General features: G+C 67.7%; 19 protein-coding genes. 3 read left to right on the top strand and 16 right to left on the bottom strand.

All coding sequences use genetic code 11. From position 1 onward, the window contains the following. Window positions 1-33: 33 nt before the first annotated feature. The 4 genes from LRG10_RS04835 to LRG10_RS04850 are packed head-to-tail and all read right to left on the bottom strand — an operon-like array spanning window position 34 to window position 2837. Window positions 34-1005 (bottom strand): beta-ketoacyl-ACP synthase III, encoded by a 972-nt coding sequence (locus tag LRG10_RS04835; RefSeq protein WP_238634816.1) that lies wholly within the window; start codon window positions 1003-1005, stop codon window positions 34-36. Next, window positions 1002-2033 (bottom strand): phosphate acyltransferase PlsX, encoded by a 1032-nt coding sequence (gene plsX, locus LRG10_RS04840; RefSeq protein ID WP_238634817.1) that lies wholly within the window; start codon window positions 2031-2033, stop codon window positions 1002-1004. The genes LRG10_RS04835 and plsX overlap by 4 nt, the downstream gene beginning before the upstream one ends. Before the next feature lie 58 nt (window positions 2034-2091). Beyond that, window positions 2092-2271, bottom strand: coding sequence for a 50S ribosomal protein L32 (rpmF, locus tag LRG10_RS04845; RefSeq protein ID WP_201167188.1), 180 nt, complete (start codon window positions 2269-2271; stop codon window positions 2092-2094). A gap of 50 nt (window positions 2272-2321) precedes the next feature. Then, complete coding sequence (locus LRG10_RS04850; protein WP_238634818.1) at window positions 2322-2837, bottom strand: YceD family protein; 516 nt, start codon at window positions 2835-2837, stop codon at window positions 2322-2324. 92 nt (window positions 2838-2929) lie between these two features. Here LRG10_RS04850 and LRG10_RS04855 point away from each other — a divergent pair, with 92 nt between their 5' ends. Further along, window positions 2930-3511, top strand: a complete 582-nt coding sequence (locus LRG10_RS04855; protein ID WP_201167181.1) for a nucleoside triphosphate pyrophosphatase — start codon at window positions 2930-2932, stop codon at window positions 3509-3511. Between the two features lie 48 nt (window positions 3512-3559). On the opposite strand, the gene LRG10_RS04860 is transcribed toward LRG10_RS04855, so the two are convergent. Next, window positions 3560-4510, bottom strand: coding sequence for a S49 family peptidase (locus LRG10_RS04860; RefSeq protein WP_238634819.1), 951 nt, complete (start codon window positions 4508-4510; stop codon window positions 3560-3562). Continuing rightward, entirely contained in the window at window positions 4507-5484 is a 978-nt protein-coding gene (locus LRG10_RS04865) for an RluA family pseudouridine synthase (protein ID WP_201167175.1), read from the bottom strand. The genes LRG10_RS04860 and LRG10_RS04865 overlap by 4 nt, the downstream gene beginning before the upstream one ends. A 409-nt stretch (window positions 5485-5893) precedes the next feature. On the opposite strand from LRG10_RS04865, the gene rne reads away from it, so the two are divergent. Continuing rightward, window positions 5894-8704, top strand: a complete 2811-nt coding sequence (gene rne, locus LRG10_RS04870; protein ID WP_201167172.1) for a ribonuclease E — start codon at window positions 5894-5896, stop codon at window positions 8702-8704. A gap of 67 nt (window positions 8705-8771) precedes the next feature. Here rne and LRG10_RS04875 read toward each other — a convergent pair whose 3' ends face one another. The 7 genes from LRG10_RS04875 to LRG10_RS04905 all read right to left on the bottom strand — a co-directional run bounded on the left by LRG10_RS04875 (window position 8772) and on the right by LRG10_RS04905 (window position 16143). Continuing rightward, window positions 8772-9242: a low molecular weight protein-tyrosine-phosphatase gene (locus tag LRG10_RS04875; RefSeq protein ID WP_201167169.1), complete on the bottom strand. Its 471-nt coding sequence runs from the start codon at window positions 9240-9242 to the stop codon at window positions 8772-8774. Window positions 9243-9300: 58 nt separating this feature from the next. Then, entirely contained in the window at window positions 9301-10077 is a 777-nt protein-coding gene (gene kdsB / locus LRG10_RS04880) for a 3-deoxy-manno-octulosonate cytidylyltransferase (RefSeq protein ID WP_201167166.1), read from the bottom strand. Beyond that, the gene (gene lpxK / locus LRG10_RS04885; protein WP_201167165.1) at window positions 10074-11057 is read right to left on the bottom strand and encodes a tetraacyldisaccharide 4'-kinase; all 984 of its coding nucleotides are present in this window, start codon (window positions 11055-11057) and stop codon (window positions 10074-10076) included. The genes kdsB and lpxK overlap by 4 nt, the downstream gene beginning before the upstream one ends. 4 nt (window positions 11058-11061) lie before the next feature. After that, a complete protein-coding gene (gene msbA, locus LRG10_RS04890) occupies window positions 11062-12882 on the bottom strand; it encodes a lipid A export permease/ATP-binding protein MsbA (protein WP_238632609.1) in 1821 nt (606 codons plus the stop codon). Window positions 12883-12892: 10 nt separating this feature from the next. Further along, window positions 12893-13315, bottom strand: a complete 423-nt coding sequence (locus tag LRG10_RS04895; protein WP_238634820.1) for a biopolymer transporter ExbD — start codon at window positions 13313-13315, stop codon at window positions 12893-12895. Further along, entirely contained in the window at window positions 13312-13944 is a 633-nt protein-coding gene (locus LRG10_RS04900) for a MotA/TolQ/ExbB proton channel family protein (RefSeq protein WP_201167161.1), read from the bottom strand. Before LRG10_RS04900 ends, LRG10_RS04895 begins: the two co-directional genes overlap by 4 nt. A 63-nt stretch (window positions 13945-14007) precedes the next feature. Further along, on the bottom strand, window positions 14008-16143 hold the full coding sequence (locus LRG10_RS04905) for a ComEC/Rec2 family competence protein (RefSeq protein WP_238634821.1): 2136 nt from the start codon (window positions 16141-16143) through the stop codon (window positions 14008-14010). A gap of 110 nt (window positions 16144-16253) precedes the next feature. Here LRG10_RS04905 and LRG10_RS04910 point away from each other — a divergent pair, with 110 nt between their 5' ends. Then, window positions 16254-16814, top strand: coding sequence for a DUF2062 domain-containing protein (locus LRG10_RS04910; protein ID WP_201167143.1), 561 nt, complete (start codon window positions 16254-16256; stop codon window positions 16812-16814). 3 nt (window positions 16815-16817) lie between these two features. Here the strand turns inward: LRG10_RS04910 and lolD are convergent, their stop codons facing one another. Genes lolD through sfsA form a run of 3 tightly spaced genes read right to left on the bottom strand, consistent with a single transcriptional unit; the run spans window position 16818 to window position 19501 of the window. Further along, window positions 16818-17534, bottom strand: coding sequence for a lipoprotein-releasing ABC transporter ATP-binding protein LolD (gene lolD / locus LRG10_RS04915; protein WP_201167141.1), 717 nt, complete (start codon window positions 17532-17534; stop codon window positions 16818-16820). Then, window positions 17527-18771 carry a lipoprotein-releasing ABC transporter permease subunit gene (locus LRG10_RS04920; RefSeq protein ID WP_238632611.1) on the bottom strand — a complete coding sequence of 415 codons (1245 nt, stop codon included), beginning with the start codon at window positions 18769-18771 and terminating at the stop codon, window positions 17527-17529. Before LRG10_RS04920 ends, lolD begins: the two co-directional genes overlap by 8 nt. 4 nt (window positions 18772-18775) lie before the next feature. Beyond that, window positions 18776-19501 carry a DNA/RNA nuclease SfsA gene (sfsA, locus tag LRG10_RS04925; RefSeq protein ID WP_201167138.1) on the bottom strand — a complete coding sequence of 242 codons (726 nt, stop codon included), beginning with the start codon at window positions 19499-19501 and terminating at the stop codon, window positions 18776-18778. Between the last annotated feature and the right edge of the window lie 40 nt (window positions 19502-19541).

A 19541-nucleotide genomic window follows, 5' to 3' on the forward strand; every position in this document is an offset into this window, starting at 1 on the left:
CTCAGCTCCTGCACGGAATCCATCTCGGGAGGGCTAGTACCGGACCAGCGCCGACCCCCAGGTAAACCCGCCACCAAAGGCTTCCAGCAGCAGGGTCTCCCCGCGCTGGATGCGACCGTCACGCACCGCGGTATCCAAGGCGATGGGGATCGACGCAGCCGACGTGTTGCCGTGCTCGCCCACCGTCACCACCACGCGCTCCATGGGCAGATCGAGCTTCTTCGCGGTGGCCTGGATGATGCGGATATTCGCCTGATGCGGGACGAGCCAGTCGACCTTGCCCTTGTCGACCCCGGCCGAGTCCAGGGTCTCTTCGACAATCCGCGTAAGGGTGTTCACGGCCACCTTGAACACCTCGTTGCCCCGCATGTGGATGTAGCCGCTTTCGGCCCCGAGGGCGGCGTAGCCCCGCCCCGGCCCCCACGGGACATACAGCAGCGGCTCATAGCGACCGTCACAGTGCAGGTGGGTGGAGAGCACACCGGGTTCGTCCGAGGCCTCGAGCACCACAGCTCCACCGCCATCCCCGAAGAGCACGCAGGTCCCGCGATCCTCCCAGTTGAGGATGCGGGTCATCGCCTCGGCACCGATCACCAGGGCACGGCGCGCATCACCGCAACGCACGAAACGCTCGGCGATACCCAGAGCGTAGATAAACCCTGAGCAGGCCGCCGAGATGTCGAAGGCCGCCGCACCGGGACGCACCCCAAGGGCGCGCTGCAGGGACGAGGCCGTACTTGGGAAGATCCGGTCAGGCGTGCAGGTGGCGACGATGACCAGATCGATCTCATCGCCGCTGACTCCGGCCGCTTCCAGCGCCCGCTGCGCCGCGATCCGACCGAGATCGCCGCAGACCTCCTCATCGGCGATCACCCGCCGCTCGCCGATCCCCGTGCGCTCGCGGATCCACTGATCCGAGGTCTCGACATGCTGCTCGAGATCCTTGTTTGTGATCACACGTTCGGGGAGGTAGCTCCCGGTGCCGATTATCCTTGCGTTGCTCACGCCCCTTCTCTCGCCCCCAGCAGCCGCTCGATGCGCGCATTGATCAGGTCCGGGACCCCCTGTTCGGCCTCCCGGACAGCGGTGTCGATGGCCCGACCAAAGGCAAAGCTGTCCGCCGAACCGTGACTCTTGAGGGCAACCCCCCGCAGGCCGAGCAGGCTCGCGCCGTTATACTGACGGGGATCGATACGCCCGCGCAGGGAACGCAGCACCGGCAGCGCGATCAACCCGGCGATCCGCGAGAGAGGGTTGCGGCGGAACTCCCTGCGCATGTACTCGGAGATCAGTGACGCCACGCCTTCACTGGACTTTAGGGCCACGTTGCCGACGAATCCGTCGCAAACGACCACGTCGGCCTCGCCCTTGAAGATGCCGTCGCCCTCGATGTAACCGGTGTAGTGGATCTCCCGGGACTCCAGCAGCAGCTCCGCGGCGTGCTTGACCGACTCGTTGCCCTTGATCTCCTCTTCCCCGATGTTCAGCAGCCCCACACGCGGACGCTCCACCCCGTGGACAGCCTCCGCGGCCACCGCCCCCATGACAGCAAACTGAAAGAGGTGGTCGCCGGTGCAGTCGACGTTGGCACCGAGATCCAGCATGTGTGTGGCACCGTCAAGCGTGGGGAGGGTGCTCATGATCGCCGGCCGGTCGATGCCCGGCAGGGTCTTCAACAAGTAGCGGGCGGTCGCCATGAGCGCACCGGTGTTCCCGGCGCTTACACAGCCATCGGCCTCCCCGGCCTTGACCATCTCCAGGGTGACACGCATGGACGAATCCTTCTTGGAGCGCAGCGCCTGGGAAGGCGGCTCGTCCATGGCCACGACCTGCGTGCAGTGGCGCACGCTCACGCGCTCGGCATCGCCGTACCTCTCCGCCCGGAGGTGCTCGCGCAGGGTCTCTTCCTGCCCCACGAGCACCACGTGGAGATGGGGGTGGCGTTCCAGCGCCCGCAAAGCAGCGGGGACCACGACACTGGGTCCGTGATCCCCGCCCATAGCGTCCAGCGAAAGGGTTATATGGCCCGTCATGCCTTCACCCGCTCGACGACTGGGCAATACCCCGCGATGACGACCACGGCGGAGCGGCTCAGTCGTCCTGCCCGCGGGTCACCTTGCGGCCCCGGTAGTAGCCGTCGGCGCTGATGTGGTGACGGCGATGAGTCTCGCCGGTGCTCTGCTCCGTGGCGAGCGTCGGCTTGCTCAGGCTGTCGTGGGAGCGACGCATGCCACGCTTGGAGGGCGTCTTGCGATTCTGTTGTACGGCCATTGTCTAATCACTCCGATCGGTTCAGAAATTCGTTTTTGGCGGGGCCCTGGTTAGTCATCTGCCTCGTGGCGGCGGACCTTGCCCTGCAGGCTGGCAAACGGGCTGAGGGCTTCCCGCGCGATACCGGCCTCGTGTTCGGGGGGCGTGCAATCCGCCCGTGTATGCCGCGCCACCACCGGCAGCGCCAGCAGGATCTCTTCCTCGACGACCTGCAGGGGCCGAACCGCCGAGCCGCAGACATAGGGCTCCAGCTCGTCGGGCAGGGCCTCGCCCTCCTCCTCGGTCGCCACGATGACCACCCGGAAGGCGACGACCACCGGGTGATGATAAACCCCGAGGCAGCGCTGGCACGTCAGCGGCACGTCCGCCTCGATGCGCCCCGCCAGTTCCCGCCGGCCCGCGTCATCCAGGCTGCCTTCCAGGCGAGCCCACGCCTGCCCTTCCTGGATCGCCAGCAACGGCGCCAGGCGCGGCATGGTCGGCAGCGCCAGAGTGCCCTGGTGGACACGAGGCGGCGTGCCAAAATCGTCTGGAGCCAGCCCATCCGGCAACATAAGGGTCTGCATACTAGCCCCGCCACCGGATACTGTAAAGTGCTGGCACTGCGCCGTTTACGGCGCTAGGGTGCACGGCGTTCCAAGCCAATGGGTCTTAATCCATGTCTGAAGCAGGATCGCTGATTCTGGCCTCCGCATCGCCTTATCGTCGGGCGCTACTCGAACGTCTGGGCATCCCGTTTGAGATCGATGCCGCTTCTATTGACGAGACCATCGCCAGCGGCGAATCCCCGGAAGGCGCCGTGGCGCGCCTAGCGCGGGAGAAGGCCCGGGCGGTGGCCGAGCGTCGCCCCGGAGCCGTGGTGATCGGCAGCGACCAGGTGGCGGCACTCGGCAGCGAGATCCTCGGCAAGCCCGGAAGCGAAGAGCGTGCCCGAGAGCAACTGAGCCGCTACTCCGGCCAATGCGTGCGCTTTCTCACCGCAGTCTGCGTATGCCAGGACAGCGCCGAGGAACACCTGCTGGAAACCGTACAGGTCCGGTTCCGGAGCCTCGACGCAGAGACCATCGAGCGTTACGTCCGAGCCGACCATCCCCTCGACTGTGCCGGGGCAATTCGCTCGGAGGGCCTTGGTGCCGCTCTGCTGGAGTCCGTGGAGAGCAACGACCCCTCGGCGCTCATCGGCCTGCCGCTGATCGGCGTCGCCCGGCTTCTGCGCGACAAGGGCTACCGTTTGCCCTGATCCCCCTGCGGCTGCGGACCGGCCCGGGGGCCGGCCCGCAGCGCGACATCAGCGGGGCTGATACTCGAGACTCTGCAACGACTGGTAGACCCCCTGCCCCACGGCGGTGCCGAAACGCTCGGCGAGTTGGGAGAGGAAGTCCCGACGGGCTGTGTAGTCGACGAGCTCCTCCTCGCCGATCACGTCCCGGGCAACGCTGCGCACACTGCCGATCTCGTCGGCAAGCCCCTTGTCGAGACTCTGCCGCCCGGTCCAGATCAGCCCCGAGAACAGGCGCTCCTCGTCGGCTCCAGCTGCGTCGATCTGCTCCCCGCGCCCGTCACGGACCGCGGCGATGAACTGGCCATGGATATCGTCGAGCATAGTGCGGACGTGCTCGACATGGTCCTCGTTCTCCGGCGCGAAGGGATCGAGGAAGGCCTTGTCCTCTCCGGCCGTATAGATTCGCCGCTCGATGCCGAGTTTCTCCAGCGCCTCGCCAATACCGAAGCTGCCCATGATCACCCCGATCGAGCCCACGACGCTCGACTCGTTGACGTGGATCCGGTCGGCGGCGGCAGCCACGTAGTATGCGCCGGAGGTGCCGATGTCCTCGATGACCGCATGGACCGGGATGTCTTCATGCTCGTCGCGCAGGCGCCGGATCTCCTGGTAGATCTGCCGGGCGTGCACGGCGCTCCCGCCGGGGCTGTTGATGCGCAGCACCACCCCGGCGACATCGTCCGCCTCGAAGGCGCGCTCCAAGCCGCGGATCACCTGCTCGGCGCTGGCCGCAGAATCCGACATGATCGGACCATCGATCCGCACCTCAGCCGTGTGCGGGCCAACCTCCTCTTCGGCAGCGAAATCAAGGCGCCCGAGGGAGATCGCCACCAAGACAACCACCGCCAGAACGGCACCGCGGGTAATCAGGCGCCAGCGCCGTGCCCGCCGCTGCTCGCGGATATTCTCCTTCAGCAGCTCCAGTAGCGCTTCGCGCTCGGATGTCTCTTCGCTCATGCTGACTCCTCGTCTTGGGATTGCGACAGGCGCTCAAGCACCGCCTGCAACTCATCGCCCAGCGGTGCCTCGATACATAGGGGCTCCCCACTGTCCGGATGCTGGAATCGCAGCGATGAAGCATGCAAAAACAACCGGCGCAGGCTGCACTCACGCAGCGCGGCATTCGCCGCACGATCGCCGTAGCGCTCATCGCCGGCGACCGGGTGGCCGATATGGCGGGCGTGGACCCGGATCTGGTGAGTGCGTCCGGTCTCCAGCCGCGCAGTGACCAGAGTCGCCCGCACCCACCGCTGTACCGGGCGGAATTCGGTCACCGCCGCCCGCCCCTGCTTGCTGACGCGCACCTGGCGATCCCGCGGTGCGCCGGGCAGGCGCTCCAGAGGCGCGTCCACCCGCACCGGCATCGCCCCACGCACCCGCCCGGCCAGAAGCGCGGCGTAATGCTTTTCCACCTTGCCCTGGCGAAGCTGCTCGTGGAGCCGACGCAGGGTGGAGCGCCGCTTGGCCAACATCAGGCAACCGCTGGTCTCTTGGTCCAACCGGTGAACCAGCTCAACGAAGGGAAGGTCTGGCCGAATACCCCGGATCGCCTCGACCAACCCGACACGCACGGTAGAACCGCCATGCACAGCAAGCCCCGACGGCTTGTCCAGGATTAGCAGCCGTTCATCCTCGTAGAGGACCCCATCGCGCAGTCGCGCCTCTAGGCCGTCGGGCAGCCCGCCGGAAGCGACCTCAGCGGGCTGACGCTGCCCCGAAACCGGCGGTATGCGCACCACCTCCCCGGTGCTCAGGCGGCGCGTGGGCCGCGCCCGCCCCCCGTCGACCCGGACCTCCCCCTTGCGCAGCAGGCGATAGATCCGGCTGCGCGGAACGCCCTTGAGCTGGCGCAGGAGGAAGTTGTCGATTCGTTGCCCGGCCTCTTCGGCCAGTACCTGATGGTGTCGAACCTTGGGATCAGAGGCACTCATTCGGAAATTTTAGCAAAAGAAGAAATTTGAAGGGTGACGCAAGTCACTGATACAATTAGCCGCACGTGGCGACCGGTTAAGCCGGGATCCGCGACGACGGGTTTCATGCAGTGTCGCACCTCGTGCGGCACTGATTGCAGCACCAGAACGAGACAACGGGCCCGCGCCCGGACGCGGCGCGGGCCACTTGACCACGACCAACAAGCCCTGCGCCCCTTCAACAGGAGTCGAGCGCGGATGACACGGACGGATCTGTCGCACTGGATGGTCTGGCTCGCCGCCTGGTCGGCGCCACCAATGTCGCCCGAGCGGCCCTTGGTGGCGTGGCCAGATACGACGCCGACGTACCGGTCCGTCCTGTCCGGCGGCCTGGAAGCGATGGCGGCAGGGCTGCGGAGATTGCGCACCCATGAAAAGAATGCTGATCAACGCAACTCAGCCGGAAGAGTTGCGCGTTGCGCTGGTGGACGGCCAGATCCTCTACGATCTCGACATCGAGGCGCCCTCCCGCGAGCAGAAAAAGGCGAACATCTACAAGGGGATCATCACCCGGGTTGAGCCGAGCCTGGAGGCCGCGTTCGTCCAGTACGGTGCGGAGCGCCACGGCTTTCTGCCCTTCAAGGAAATCGCGCCCGCCTACTTCACCTCGGCGGATGGTCAGCGGAACACGCCGAAAGACGGCCTGCGCGAAAATCAGGAAGTCCTCGTCCAGGTCGATAAGGAGGAGCGTGGCAACAAGGGCGCCGCGCTGACCACTTATATCAGCCTGGCCGGGCGCTACCTGGTGCTCATGCCGAACAACCCCCGGGCCGGCGGCGTGTCCCGCCGGATCGAAGGCTCCGATCGCGCCGAGATTCGTGAAAGCCTGCGCCAGCTCGATGTCCCGGAGGGCATGGGCTTGATCGTGCGTACAGCGGGCGTGGGGCGCAGCACCGAAGAGCTCCAGTGGGACCTGGATTACCTGCTCAAGCTCTGGGACGCCATCCAGAACGCCACCGCCGAGCGCGCCGCTCCGTTTCTGGTCTACCAGGAGAGCGACGTCATCATCCGCGCCCTGCGCGACTATCTCCGCTCGGACATCGGCGAAATCCTGGTTGATGACGACGAGGTCTTCGCCAAGGCGCGCGACTTCATCGAGCAGGTCATGCCGTACAACCGGCAGAAGCTCAAGCAATACACCGACCCGGTTCCCCTCTTCTCGCGCTACCAGATCGAGAGCCAGATCGAGTCGGCGTTCCAGCGGGACGTGCGCCTCCCTTCCGGCGGTGCGATCGCCATCGACCATACCGAGGCGCTGATCTCCATCGACATCAACTCCTCGCGCGCCACCAAGGGTGCTGACATCGAGGAGACGGCGCTTAACACAAACCTCGAGGCCGCCGACGAGATCGCCCGGCAACTGCGCCTGCGCGACCTCGGTGGCCTGATCGTGATCGACTTCATCGACATGGGTCCGCCGCGCCACCAGCGGGAGGTGGAGAATCGGCTGCGTGAGGCGGTCAAGGCGGATCGGGCCCGGGTGCAGATCGGGCGAATCTCCCGGTTCGGCCTTCTGGAGATGTCCCGGCAGCGCCTGCGCTCCTCGCTTGGTGAGGCCCACCAAGAGGTCTGCGGTCGGTGCGGCGGCCAGGGCACGGTGCGCAGCGTCGAGTCCCTGGCGTTGTCGATTTTGCGCATCATCGAGGAAGAGGCGATGAAGGAGAAGACCGGGCGCGTGCTCGCCCAGCTCCCGATCGAGGTCGCCACCTTCCTGCTCAACGAAAAGCGGGCCCAGATCGCCGAGCTCGAACACCGCTACGGCGTGCACGTCCTGCTGATCCCGAACCGCAACCTGGAGACCCCGCATTACGACGTCCAGCGCGTGCGTACCGACGAGGGGCTCGAGCAGAGCGGCTCCAGCTACAACCTGGCGACACCCGCGCCGGAGCCGACCGTCATCGAAGCGGGCCTGCCGGCCAGCCGGCCACCGGCACCCGCCGTGCAGGGTGTAACCCCCAGCGCGCCGGCGCCCGCGCCGGAATCGCAACAAACATCGGACGCTGCAGCCGGGGATGGCCACCAGGAGGAGGATGCCCCGCTGAGTTCGATCTTCCGCCGTCTCCGCGGCCTGCTGTTCCAAAGCGCGCCCGGCGACGAGCGCACCGAAGAGGGGGATTCCGGACGCGAGAAGAAGCCACGGTCCCGGAGCGAGCGGAGCTCCAGTGATGGCAACGGCTCCAGCACCGGCCAGAACAGACGGGGAACCCGGCGCGGTGGCCGCTCCCGCGGCGGCGGCCGGAGTCGACGCAGCCCCGGCGGTGGTGCCAGCGAGGGCGGCAACGGTCAGCAGCAAAACGAGCAGGAGAGCCCGTCGAAGGGCGCGTCGAGCGAAGCGCCCCGCGCCCCGGATGAGACCAAGGGGCACGGTGGCAACGGCGGCAAAGGGCGTTCCACGGGCGGCAAGCGCAAGAATGCCGGTGGCAACGGCAAGGCTGAGGCCACCGCCGAGCCCCCGGAGGACGATGCCCAGACCACGGACGCTGACAGCGGCAGCACCCGGCAGGACACCCCCTCGGCGGCAGCGGGTCAGGACGACACCTCCCGCAACGCCGAAGCCCGCTCCGCCCGCAGCGGTCGCAGCCGCCGCGGGCGCCGCGGGGGTCGCCGGCGCCGTCGCTCCAGCAACGGCAACGAGCACGCCGACGGATCCACCACCGCCTCAGGCGCGGAGGAGAACGGCGACACGGGGCCGGAATCCCCGGCACCTGACCCGGCGGCTGCCGCATCGCCCGCCACTTCCACGCCGGCGGGCGCGGATGCGGAGAAGACGCCGGACAAACCTGCAAACGCGCCGGACCGGGCGGATACACAGCCCCCGAGCGCGGGCGGGCAGCAAGATGCCCCGCGGCCAGACAAGGGGAACCGGAAACCGGGGGACAACGGAAAGGCGCGCGCGGAACAGAAGCCCGCCACCCACGCGGAGGCGAAAGCGGAGAAGACCGCCCCTACCCCGAGCGCGGAGACCGGGGATGTACAGCCCTCACAGCCGTCTGCTGGCCCCGCGCCCCGGGGAAGCGCCGACGATGCGGCCCAGGGCAACGGCGGGCGCAAACAGGTCCGCTCGGGGCGTCCGCGCCGACCGAAGCAGGCTTCTACATCCGGAACCGAGGCATCATCACCAACCAGCGATGATCGCACCTCGACCCACGCGGAAGGTGAAGGGGCGGAAAAGGCCGAGTAACCGCCGCCCTATCCGCCCAATAACGGTTGACTGCGGGCGGCGTCACGCCGCCCGCAGTCTTTCGTGACTAGCCCTGGTTCCGGCGTACCTCGTCGATCAGCCCATCGGCGGCATCCTGGATCAAGTCGAGCACGTGCTCGAAACCGCGCTCACCGCCGTAGTACGGGTCGGGCACCTCCCGCTCACTGCGGGTGCGGGCGTAATCGAGAAAGAGTCCGAGCTTGTGCTTGTGCTTCGGCGGGCAATCGGCTTGGAGGATGCCGAGGTTGGCCTCGTCCATAGCCAGGATCAGATCGTGCTCCTGGAAGTCGTAGCGCTCCACCTGGCGGGCACGCAGGTCACTGATGTCGACCCCGCGCCGCCGCGCGGCCTCTTGGGCGCGCTGGTCCGGCCCTTTGCCGACGTGGAAGTCATGGGTGCCCGCGGAGTCGAGGTCCACGTGGTGGTCAAGCCCCTCCTCGCGCAGGCGCTGGCGCAGCACCCCCTCCGCTGTCGGCGAACGGCAGATATTGCCCATACAAACTAGAAGTATCTTCATTTTGCTTTCCTGATCAGTCGGTTCCACGAAACCTGCACCCTACAGAGACCGCACCTTTTTACGGTTGAGGTGACTGCAGTCGTCGAGCCACTGCCTCCAAGTCGGCCGGCGTATCGACGCCGGGACCCGGACGCTGTTCGGTGACGGCAACCTGGATCGCAAAACCGTGCCACAGTGCCCGGAGCTGTTCCAGCGACTCAAGCTGCTCCGGCGGCGCCGGTTCCAGCCCCGGGAAGCGGCGCAGGAAGGCGACGCGGTAAGCATACAGCCCCAAGTGCCTGAGCCACCCGCCGGCCGCCACCGTCGTGTCATCGATCGCGCCGAAGCGCTCCCGGTCCCAGGGGATCGGCGCCCGGCTGAAATACAGGGCGTGGCCACGCCGGTCCCGCACCACCTTGACCACCGAGGGCTCGAAAAGCTCACCGGCCTCCGAGATCGGGGTTGCCAGCGTGGCGATGGCGGCTCCGGGATCGGCCCCGAGTCGTTCGGCCACCAAAGTGACCAACCCCGGCGGCATCAGCGGCTCATCGCCTTGCAGATTGACCACGATGGCGTCATCGACCAGCGCCAACCGATCGACCACCTCGGCAATGCGGTCCGTGCCGGTCGGGTGATCCGGGGCGGTTAATAAAACCTCCGCCCCGAAGTCGAGGCAAGCCGATTCAATGCGCCGGTCGTCGGTAGCCACCACAACGCGCTCCGCGCCACTCTCGACCGCCCGCCGGTGTACATGCCGGATCACCGGCTCGCCGAGCAGATTGGCCAGCGGCTTACCGGGCAGCCGGGAAGCACCGAAGCGAGCCGGTATGACGACGGTGAACGCTGGGGGGGTCATGGCCGCTCCTCCCGGGTACCGAGCCGGTCGATCAGCCCGGTCACCGCTGCGGATAGCTTCGCTCCGGGAACCAGCTCCACGGGCAGGTACCAGAGGCGGTCTACCCCGGGCAGGTTTCGACACTTCACGGCATCCTTCTCGGTCATCACGACAGGCCGCTCATCGACAAAGGCAAAGTCCCCCGGTGAAAAGGCGTGGTGGTCTGGGAATACGTGACGTTCCGCCACGCGGATCCCCGCCTCCTCCAGGGAAGCAAAGAACCGCTCGGGATGGCCGATACCGGCCACGGCGTGGGCCATGCCATCCGGCCAGGGCCGCTCGCTGCCATCCACGGCAAGGGGGGAGCCCGGACGCAGACGAAACACGCTATCGCCCTCGGGGACCGCGTCGCCGTTCACCGCAACGATATCCACTGTGGCCAGCCGACCGGCCGGTTCCCGCAACGGCCCGGCCGGCAGCAGTCGCCGGTTGCCCAGCCTGCGCCGCGCATCCAGAACCACGATTTCGGCGGCTCGCCGCATCCGGTAGTGCTGTAGCCCGTCGTCACTGACCACCACATCGCAGCCCGCCTGCCAGGCCGCGCGTACCGCGGCCGGGCGATCAGCACCGACCCGTACCGGCACCCCGCAACGCCGCGCAAGCAACACCGGCTCGTCACCCACCTGCCCAGGGTCCGACTCCGCAGTCACGGTCACCGGCCCCTTCCCGGCCCGACCGCCGTAACCGCGCGCTACAATCCCCGGCTGCCAACCCTGCTCCCGCAACCGGGCGACCAGCCACGCCACCAGCGGGGTCTTGCCCGTGCCACCGACAAAGAGGTTGCCGACCACGATCACCGGCACGGGGGATACCGGACGGCCAAGCCAGCCGCGCTGGTAGAGTCCCCGACGCAACGCCACCACACCCCCGTAGAACGCGGCGAGCGGCGCCAGAGCGCGCGCTGCCGGACCGCCTTCCAGCCAGAAGCGCGGGACGGACATCAGCCTACCCTTCCACCGGAGGATCGGTGCGGTCTTCGAACTGCATCCGGTACAGCCCGGCGTATCGCCCGCCGCGTTCGAGCAGCTCGCGATGCGTACCGCGCTCGACGATTCGTCCGCCGTCAAGGAAGAGGATCTGATCCGCGTTCTCGACCGTCGAGAGCCGGTGGGCAATGACAAAGCTCGTCCGGCCCTCCATCAGACGCTCCAGCGCCCCTTGGATGTGTCGCTCGGACTCCGTGTCCAGCGCCGAGGTCGCCTCGTCCAAGATCAGGATCGGAGCATCCTTGAGCACCGCCCGGGCTATGGCGATGCGCTGGCGCTGCCCGCCGGAGAGCAGCACCCCATCCTCACCCACCTCGGTCTCGAAGCCCTGCGGCAGGGCCTCGATGAAGCCGGTTGCGTTGGCGGCATCCGCTGCCGCGCGGACCTGGTCATCGCTCACCGCCCCCTGGGCCCCGAAGCGGATGTTGTCGGCCACCGAGGCGTTGAACAGCATCACATTCTGCCCGACCATCGAGAACTGTCGGCGCAGATCGGCCAGCCGGTACTCTTGCAGCGGCAGCCCGTCGAGGCGGATCTCACCGCCGGTCGGCTCGTAGAAGCGCGGCAGCAGATTGACCAGCGTCGTCTTGCCGCTGCCCGACGGCCCCACCAGCGCCACGGTCTCGCCGGCCTGCACATCCACATCGATCCCGCGCAGGACCTCCCGCTCGCCGTCGTAGGAGAACCGTAGACCCTCCAGCTCGACGTGCCCCCCGGCGCGATCAATGCCCCGTGTACCATGATCCGGCTCCTGCGGGGCGTCCACCACATCAAAGATGCTCTGCGCAGCCGTCAGCCCCTTCTGGATGGTCGCGTTGACAGCGACCAGGGACTTGAGCGGCGGATTCAGCAACAGGATAGCGCCGGCAAACGAGACAAAAGTACCCACAGTTATGGTCTCAACCACCGCATCGACGGTGACAAGGTAGATCACCACCGCCAGGGCGATGCCGGCAACCAGGCGGATCAGCGGAACCGAGGCGTACTTGGTGGCCATGAATTTCATGAACTGCTTGCGGTTGCGCTCGTTCACGCGCTCGAAACGCTGCCGCTCGCGATCCGCCTGCCCGAAGGCCTTGACCACCTGATAACCGTGCACGCTCTCTTCGGCCACGCTGCCCACGCCACCGACGGCGTGGTGGATGCGCTTGCTGATCTTGCGGAAGCGCTTGGTGATGTAGGCGATGATCCCACCGACCACGGGCAGAACCCCGAGCACGATCAGCATCAGCCACGGTGAGAGGTAGGTCATGTAGCCCAGCAGAAAGACCACCCGCGCGCCGTCCTGGATTAGGCTCAAGACGGCACGCGTCACCGCACCGGCCACCTGCTCGGCTTCATAAGTGAGCTTGGAAACCAACCGGCCCGAGGACTGCTGGTCGAAGACCCAATTCGGCATGACCAGCAGCCGGTCGTGAACGTCCAGCCGCAAACGCTTGACCAGCTGGCGACCGATCCAGGTCATCAGATAGTGGGAGGTGAAGTGAGCAACGCCCTGGAAAACGATGAACACGATCAGCAGCAACGCATAAAAGCGGATCGTGGCTGCATCCTGCTCGACGAAACCGTCATCGAGCAGCGGCCGGATCAACGCCACCACGCCGGTCTGCGTGCCGGCAAGCGCCAGCATCGCCAGGATCGCCACCACTCCCACCTTCCAGTGCGGTAGGACGTACCCGACGAACAGCCGACGGAACGTCGGCCACGTCCGGCGATCCAGCTTGCGCGTCTGAGCGCTGTCGGGCAGTGGCTGCCCAGGGGCTTGTGCTTGCGTGCTCAAACCGTCTCCCTCACGGGTCGTCGGAGCGTTTGGTGGCGATAGAAACGCGATCGATACCGACCCGGCCGGCCCCATCGAGCGCACGGACCACGGCCCGGTGCGGAGCATCAGCGTCGGCGCGGACCACGATTCCGGCAACGTCTCCGGCCTCCCGCGCCTCCTCCAGTGCCCGGACCAGGGTGTCGATCTCCCGATTGACCAGGGGGCTGCCGTCGACGAAGTACTCCCCTTCGGCGCTGATGCCGATCTCGAGCAAACGGGGCTGCGCTTCCTCGGTCTCCTGTTCGGCCTCGGGCAGTGTGATGTCGAGGCCGACCTGATCGACGAAGGTGGTGGTCACCATGAAGAAGATCAGCAGCAGGAAGACGACGTCGATCAGCGGCGTCAGATTGAGATCTGGCTCGTCCCGGCGTTGGCGGCGTCGCAGGTTCAAGCTGTCCCCCGATCGCGCTGTGCCGAGCGCTCAGGATCGCTGGCCTCTAGCAGCAGCATGGCCTCCTGTTCCATCTCGACCACGCGGTCATCCACCAGCCCGCGCAGATAGCGGTACGCCATCAGCGCCGGAATGGCCACCGTCAGCCCGGAGGCCGTCGTGATCAACGCCTCGGCGATACCCCCGGAGAGCGCCTGCATGTCCCCAAGCCCCTCGGCACTGATCGCACCGAACACCTTGATCATCCCGATCACGGTACCCAGCAGGCCCAGCAGCGGGCTGATCGCAGCGATCGTGCCCAGTGTATTCAGGTAGCGCTCGAGACGGTGCGCCTCGTGTCGGCCGGCATCCTCAATAGCCTCGGCCATCACACTGCGGCCGTGGTGCCGGTTGGCCAGACCGGCCGCCAGGATCCGGCCCAGCGGTGAACTCTCCTTGAGCGTCTCTAGGTGATGGGCCTCGAGCTCATGCTCCTGCGCCAGGCGCCAGGCCCGACCGCGCAGCGGCTGGGGCAGGATCCGCCGCTGCTGCAGGGTCCAGAAACGCTCGATGATGATGGCTAGGGCGAGCACGGAGCCGATCAGGATCGGCACCATCAGCCAGCCGCCGGCCTGGATGAGCTCAAGCATGATCACTCCCCGGGGTCGGTCAAGGGCGCGCAGTCCGGAAACGGGTGGGCGTGGCGGCGGATTCTAAAGCATCCCGCCCGCCGACGCAGCCGCACCGCCCCGATGATAGATCCGGCCACTGCGCTGCAGCTCGCTGCGCAGCTGCCATGTGCGCCCATCGTCGCTAAGGATTAGTGCCCCGTGCTCGTCGGTGCGCAGCATCCGGCCATCCTCTGGCGCGACGGCCGCGCTGCACGTACCTCGGTCCTCGGCGCAGCCAGCCGCCCCCACGACCCATCCGGCAGTGTCGGCATCGAGTTCCGGTCGCAAAGACAGGTCATCCGCCCTGCCCTCCACATCGAGCCCCCATGCCCCTTCGTCGAGGGGCGTGGCCCGCAGCGTCAGACTGCCCAGGGTGATGGACCACCCATCGGTCTCCGCCTCGCGCCCGGCTCCCAACCACTCGGCGTCCGCCCAGCGCTGCCGCGCTTCGGCCACGGCCCCGTCCCAGGGGGACTGCTTGCGCGGTACCAGCCACGCTTCGAGGGTTAGCCCCCGGGCCTCGAGAAACGGCTCCACGGCCACGCTCGCCGCATCGAGCCCTCCGCCGGGGCCGCCGCCATAGACCACCGCGCGCTCCCCGTCGCAGAGCAGCGCGGTCAGCCCGGAGCCGGTGTCGAAGACCACCACCCGCGCAGTCTGCCCACCCCCGTGGTCGCCCGGGCCGAGCAGCAGCAGGGCTAGTAACGGACCGGCCAACCAGCGCCCGGGCAAGGCGTGCGGACCGAGCACCAGCGCCACCCCGAAAACCGCCAGAGCCACGGCGCCCGCCGAGGGGGCAGGCACCTCGACGGCCCCGAAGGCCTGGGCCATCCAGCCGAGCACCGACATGAGCAGGCCAAGCGAGGCCTCCGCGGCCTGCCACAACCAGCCGCCCCAGGCAGGCACCAGGGGATGCAGGGCGATACCAGCCAGCACCGGGGGCACTACCAGCAGGCTGACCCATGGCACGGCCAAGAGATTGGCCAGCGGCGAGAGCAACGGCAAGTGCCCGAACCAGACGGCAGTCGCGGGCAACATGCCGATGCCCACCAGCGTCTGGATGCGCAGCCAGGGCAGCGGGCCGCGCTGCACCGGCCGACCCGTCGTAGCCGCCAGGATGATGGCCACGGCCCCGAATGAAAGCCAGAATCCGGCCCCGAGGGGCGCCCAGGGGTCGACGGCCAGGACGGCGGCCGCGGCCACGGTGAGGCTGTGCCAAGGGCTCAGGGGGCGGCGCAGGGCGAGCGCCCCCGCGAAGACCAGCACCATAACCAGCGCGCGCTGGGTGGGCAGGGTGAAACCGGCCAGGGCCGCGTAGCCCGCAGCAGCCAGCGCTCCGGCCAGGGTGCCGGCGCCCACCGCCGGCACCCGGCGAACCAGTGGCGGGATCCAGCGCCAGAGCACGCCAGCCAGCATCCCGGCCAATCCGGCGACCAGACCGATGTGCAGCCCGGAGATGGCCAACAGATGGGCGGTCCCGGTAACCGAGAGCACGTCCCACTGATTGTCGCTGATTCCGGCGCGCACCGCGACGCCGAGCCCTTGGACCAGCCCCAGATACCGCGAATCGCCGAGCCGCTCGGCCATCACCTCGGCAATCCGCGCTCGGAGCCGATCCATCTGCCAGCGGCCAGCCAGGCGCTCGGCGCGATCCGCATCCCGCACGTAGCCCGTGGCACCGATGCGGTGCTGGAATAGCCAGCGCTGGTAGTCGAAACCCGCCGGGTTGAGGAAGCCGTCCGGGGCGCGCAAGCGCAGGCAGAGGTGCCAACGTTCCCCGGGGCCCGGCTGGCCCTCCCCCGCACCGTACCAGTCCACGCGAACCCGACGCGGCAACGGATCGGTCAGCTTGCCCTCGACCTGCCGCTCCGGACGGAACTCGAAACGCGTTCGATGACTCTCAACCTCGGGGATGGAGACGATCCGCCCTTCTAGGCAGGCGTCCGTACCATCCAGGCCCGGGTCGAGTTCGTGGGCCAAGAGCCAGCAGGCGCTGAGCAGGGCCCAAGCGCAACCCAGCAAACCGGCAGCCGGCCAGCGCCAACCACGCGGGGCGATCAGGGCCCACCCGAGCGCGGTGGCAGTCGCCGCCACGACCGACAGGACGCCGGGGGGCTCCCGTAACAAGCTCACGACCAGTACGATTCCGGCCGCGAAAGCAAGCGATCCGGCTCGCATCAGCCATCCTTGGCGTATGCGTGGTCGGTCAGGCTAGCTGAGAACCCCGCCGGGGCGCCAGCGCCCCGGCTTGGACAGCGGCCCGGTCAGGCAGGTATCGAGGAACATTCATGCGACGGTGGCTCAAGGGAACGTTACCGGATCTGCAGCGGCTCAAGCAGCAGGGGCGCTTCGGCTTCCTGGGCCGACTGCTTGAGGATCCGTTCCTGTTCCACCTAAACCGCCGCTCGACGGCCGGCGGTGTCGCGATCGGGGTGTTCGTGGCCTTCCTGCCCATCCCGCTGCAGATGCTGCTGGCCGCGGTCATCGCCATCCTGGTCCGCGTTAATCTGATCCTCGCCGTGATTCTGGTCTGGGTGAGCAATCCCCTGACCATGGGGCCGATGATCTACGCCAGCTACCGCACTGGCGCGTGGCTGCTCGGCGCGGAGTTTGAACAGTTCGACTACGACAACACCGTGCAGTGGTTCCTGGGCAATCTGAACCAGGCCTGGCAGCCGGTGCTAACCGGATCATTGGTGCTCGGGGCGCTTGCCGGGGTCATCACCTACATTGCGGTCCTGCTGATCTGGCGCTACGCCGTCCACCGCGAGCGCAACCAGCGCCGGATCCGCATCGCTCACCGACGCCGTAGTATCACCGCGCAGGAGCAAGGCGGCGACAAGCGTTGACCGCTAGCCCGACGCCGGCTCCTGCGACCGCCCCTGCTGCGCCAGCAGGTGGCCGTCCTCAAGTTTGTAGACCCGCTCGGTGCGGTGCGCCAGGTCCAGGTCGTGGGTCACGAAGACGAGCGCGGTACCGAGTTCCTCGTTAAGGCTCTGCAGCATCCCGAACACGCGCTCGGCCGTATGACGATCCAGATTCCCGGTAGGCTCATCGGCGAGGATGCACTTCGGTCGCGTCACCAGGGCGCGCGCAATGGCCACCCGCTGCCGCTCACCTCCGGAGAGTTCCGACGGGCGGTGGCTCATGCGCGCTTCCAACCCGATCCGCTCGAGCAGCCCGGCCGCCGTGGCACGCGCCCGTGCCGCTGGCTCGCGCCGGATGAGAAGCGGCATGGCAACGTTCTCCAGAGCCGTGAACTCCGGCAGCAGGTGGTGAAACTGGTAGACGAACCCCAGCGCCTCGTTGCGTAGGCGCCCGCGGGCCGCCTGCTTAAGGTCGTAGATCCGCTGGCCGGCCACGTGGACCTCGCCGGCGGAAGGGGTGTCAAGACCGCCGAGGATGTGCAGCAGGGTGCTCTTGCCGGAGCCGGATGGCCCGACCACGGCCACTTGCTCACCGGCGCGCACGCGCAGATCCAGACCGCTGAGGACCTCGATCTCCTGCGGCCCCTCGCTAAAACGCTTGGCCACCCCCCGACAGTCGATGACCACCTGGGCATCACTCATAGCGCAACGCCTCCGCAGGCTCGGTGCGTGCCGCCCGCCACGCCGGGTAGAGCGTGGCGACCAGGGACAGCACCAGCGCCAGTGCCGTAATCCGCCCCACGTCCTCGCCACGCAGTTCGGAGGGCAGATCGCTGATGTAGTAGACATCGGCGGGCAGGAACTCGAAATTGAGCAGCTGCTCCACCGCCGGGACGATGTTCTCCACGTTGAGCGCCAGTGATACACCTCCGGCGACCCCGAGCGCGGTCCCGACGACGCCGATCACCGCCCCCTGGATGATGAACACCGCCATGACGCTGCCGGGGCTCAGCCCGACGGTGCGCAGTATGGCAATATCGGCCTGCTTATCGCGGACGACCATCACCAACGTCGAGACGATGTTGAAGGCCGCCACCGCCACGATCAGCGCCAGGATGACGAACATCACCGTTTTCTCGGTCTGCACCGCCCGGAAGAAATTGGCGTGCTGGCGGGTCCAGTCCACCACCCGGTAGTGCCCCGGCAATTCGTTGGCCACCTCGCGGGCCAGCCAGGGCGCGGCCATCATGTCGTCGAGCTTGAGCCGGATGCCGCTGACCGCGTCGCCCATGCCCTGGACCCGCGCCATATCACCGATATGGGCGATGGCCAGGGTCCGGTCGTACTCGTGCATCCCCACCTCGAAGATACCGGTCAGCGTGAAACGCCGCATGCGGGGGGTAATGCCGGCGACAGAGACACGGGCCTCCGGGGTGATCACGGTAATCCGGTCGCCGATCCGTGCGCCGAGCTCGCGCGCCAGGGCCGAGCCCATGATCAGCCCGAACTCCCCGGCTTCCAGTTGCGCATCCCCGGCGATGACCTGATCCAGCACATCGGAAACACGAGGCTCCCGATCCGGATCCACGCCACGGATCAGCGTCCCGCTAACCTGGCCGCCGCGGGTCACCATGACCTCTCCGTCGATGAACGGCGCGGCCCCCACCACACGGGGATGTTGCTCGGCGCGTTCCAGCACCCCAGGCCAATCATCCACCTGGCGCTGAGCGCCATGCACCTCGGCGTGCGAGACCATGCCGAGGATCCGCTCGCGCAGCTCACGCTCGAACCCGTTCATGACCGAGAGCACGGTAATCAGGGCCGCCACGCCCAGTGCGATGCCGATCATCGAGGTCATGGAGATGAACGAGACGAAGTGCCCCCGCCGGCGGGCCCGGGTGTAGCGAAGGCCGATGAACAGCTCTACAGGTCGGAACAACGGACTACGGCTCCTCTTGATGATGGACCGGCAGGGGACAGTCGGGGCGGATCCCGGTGGCGCTCGGATGCAGCCGGATCGCCCGCAGGTCGACGCCCGCCGCTGCGGCCTCGCGCAGCGCCTCGGCATAGCGCGGGTCGATCGACTCGGCCGGACGCACCTCCAGCGCATCGCTGCGCTGCACGCAGAAGATCAAGGCGGCACGGCCACCACCGCGGACCCAGTCGGCAAGGACCTCCAGATGCCGCCGCCCGCGCTCGGTGACCGCATCCGGGAACAGCGCCCGGCCGTGCTCCACCGCCGCTGTCACGTTCTTGACCTCAACAAAGCACGGCGGTTCCCCGCCCGGATGGTCCTCCAGAAGCCAGTCGGCACGCATGGGGGCGTCCGGCACCCGGACCTCGCGGCGACGCGTGGCGTAAGCCGACAACCCGGGCAGCAATCCGGCATCCAGCGCCTCGCCGACCAGCGCGTTGGCGCGCCCAGTGTGGACCCCCACTACGATCGACCCCGGCAGCTCGACCAGTTCCCAGGTGTGCGCATACTTCCGACCGGGGCGCGCGGAGTGGCTGAGCCACACCCGCGAGCCAGGCTCGGTGCAACCGAGCATCGAGCCGGTATTCGGGCAGTGCACGGTCCACTGTCGGCCGCCAGCGTCCTCCACATCGGCAAGAAAACGCCTGTAACGGCGGACCAGTCGCGCCTCCGTCAACCCCTGCTCGAATTCCACGACACGGCTCCCCCGGGCTTGATCCGCGCTCAGTCTACGC

The sequence above is a fragment of the Halorhodospira sp. 9628 genome, assembly GCF_022228075.1.
Classification (GTDB): Bacteria; Pseudomonadota; Gammaproteobacteria; order Nitrococcales; family Halorhodospiraceae; genus Halorhodospira; species Halorhodospira halophila_A.

Bases quoted from the DNA above. Each gene is read 5' to 3' on its own strand.
- lolD (WP_201167141.1), bottom strand. From the start codon at position 17,534: ATGAGTGATGCCCAGGTGGTCATCGACTGTCGGGGGGTGGCCAAGCGT.
- kdsB (WP_201167166.1), bottom strand. From the start codon at position 10,077: ATGACCCCCCCAGCGTTCACCGTCGTCATACCGGCTCGCTTCGGTGCT.
- plsX (WP_238634817.1), bottom strand. From the start codon at position 2,033: ATGACGGGCCATATAACCCTTTCGCTGGACGCTATGGGCGGGGATCAC.
- LRG10_RS04875 (WP_201167169.1), bottom strand. From the start codon at position 9,242: ATGAAGATACTTCTAGTTTGTATGGGCAATATCTGCCGTTCGCCGACA.
- LRG10_RS04910 (WP_201167143.1), top strand. From the start codon at position 16,254: ATGCGACGGTGGCTCAAGGGAACGTTACCGGATCTGCAGCGGCTCAAG.
- LRG10_RS04905 (WP_238634821.1), bottom strand. From the start codon at position 16,143: ATGCGAGCCGGATCGCTTGCTTTCGCGGCCGGAATCGTACTGGTCGTG.
- LRG10_RS04865 (WP_201167175.1), bottom strand. From the start codon at position 5,484: ATGAGTGCCTCTGATCCCAAGGTTCGACACCATCAGGTACTGGCCGAA.
- LRG10_RS04855 (WP_201167181.1), top strand. From the start codon at position 2,930: ATGTCTGAAGCAGGATCGCTGATTCTGGCCTCCGCATCGCCTTATCGT.
- rne (WP_201167172.1), top strand. From the start codon at position 5,894: ATGAAAAGAATGCTGATCAACGCAACTCAGCCGGAAGAGTTGCGCGTT.
- lpxK (WP_201167165.1), bottom strand. From the start codon at position 11,057: ATGTCCGTCCCGCGCTTCTGGCTGGAAGGCGGTCCGGCAGCGCGCGCT.
- LRG10_RS04860 (WP_238634819.1), bottom strand. From the start codon at position 4,510: ATGAGCGAAGAGACATCCGAGCGCGAAGCGCTACTGGAGCTGCTGAAG.
- rpmF (WP_201167188.1), bottom strand. From the start codon at position 2,271: ATGGCCGTACAACAGAATCGCAAGACGCCCTCCAAGCGTGGCATGCGT.
- LRG10_RS04900 (WP_201167161.1), bottom strand. From the start codon at position 13,944: ATGCTTGAGCTCATCCAGGCCGGCGGCTGGCTGATGGTGCCGATCCTG.
- LRG10_RS04850 (WP_238634818.1), bottom strand. From the start codon at position 2,837: ATGCAGACCCTTATGTTGCCGGATGGGCTGGCTCCAGACGATTTTGGC.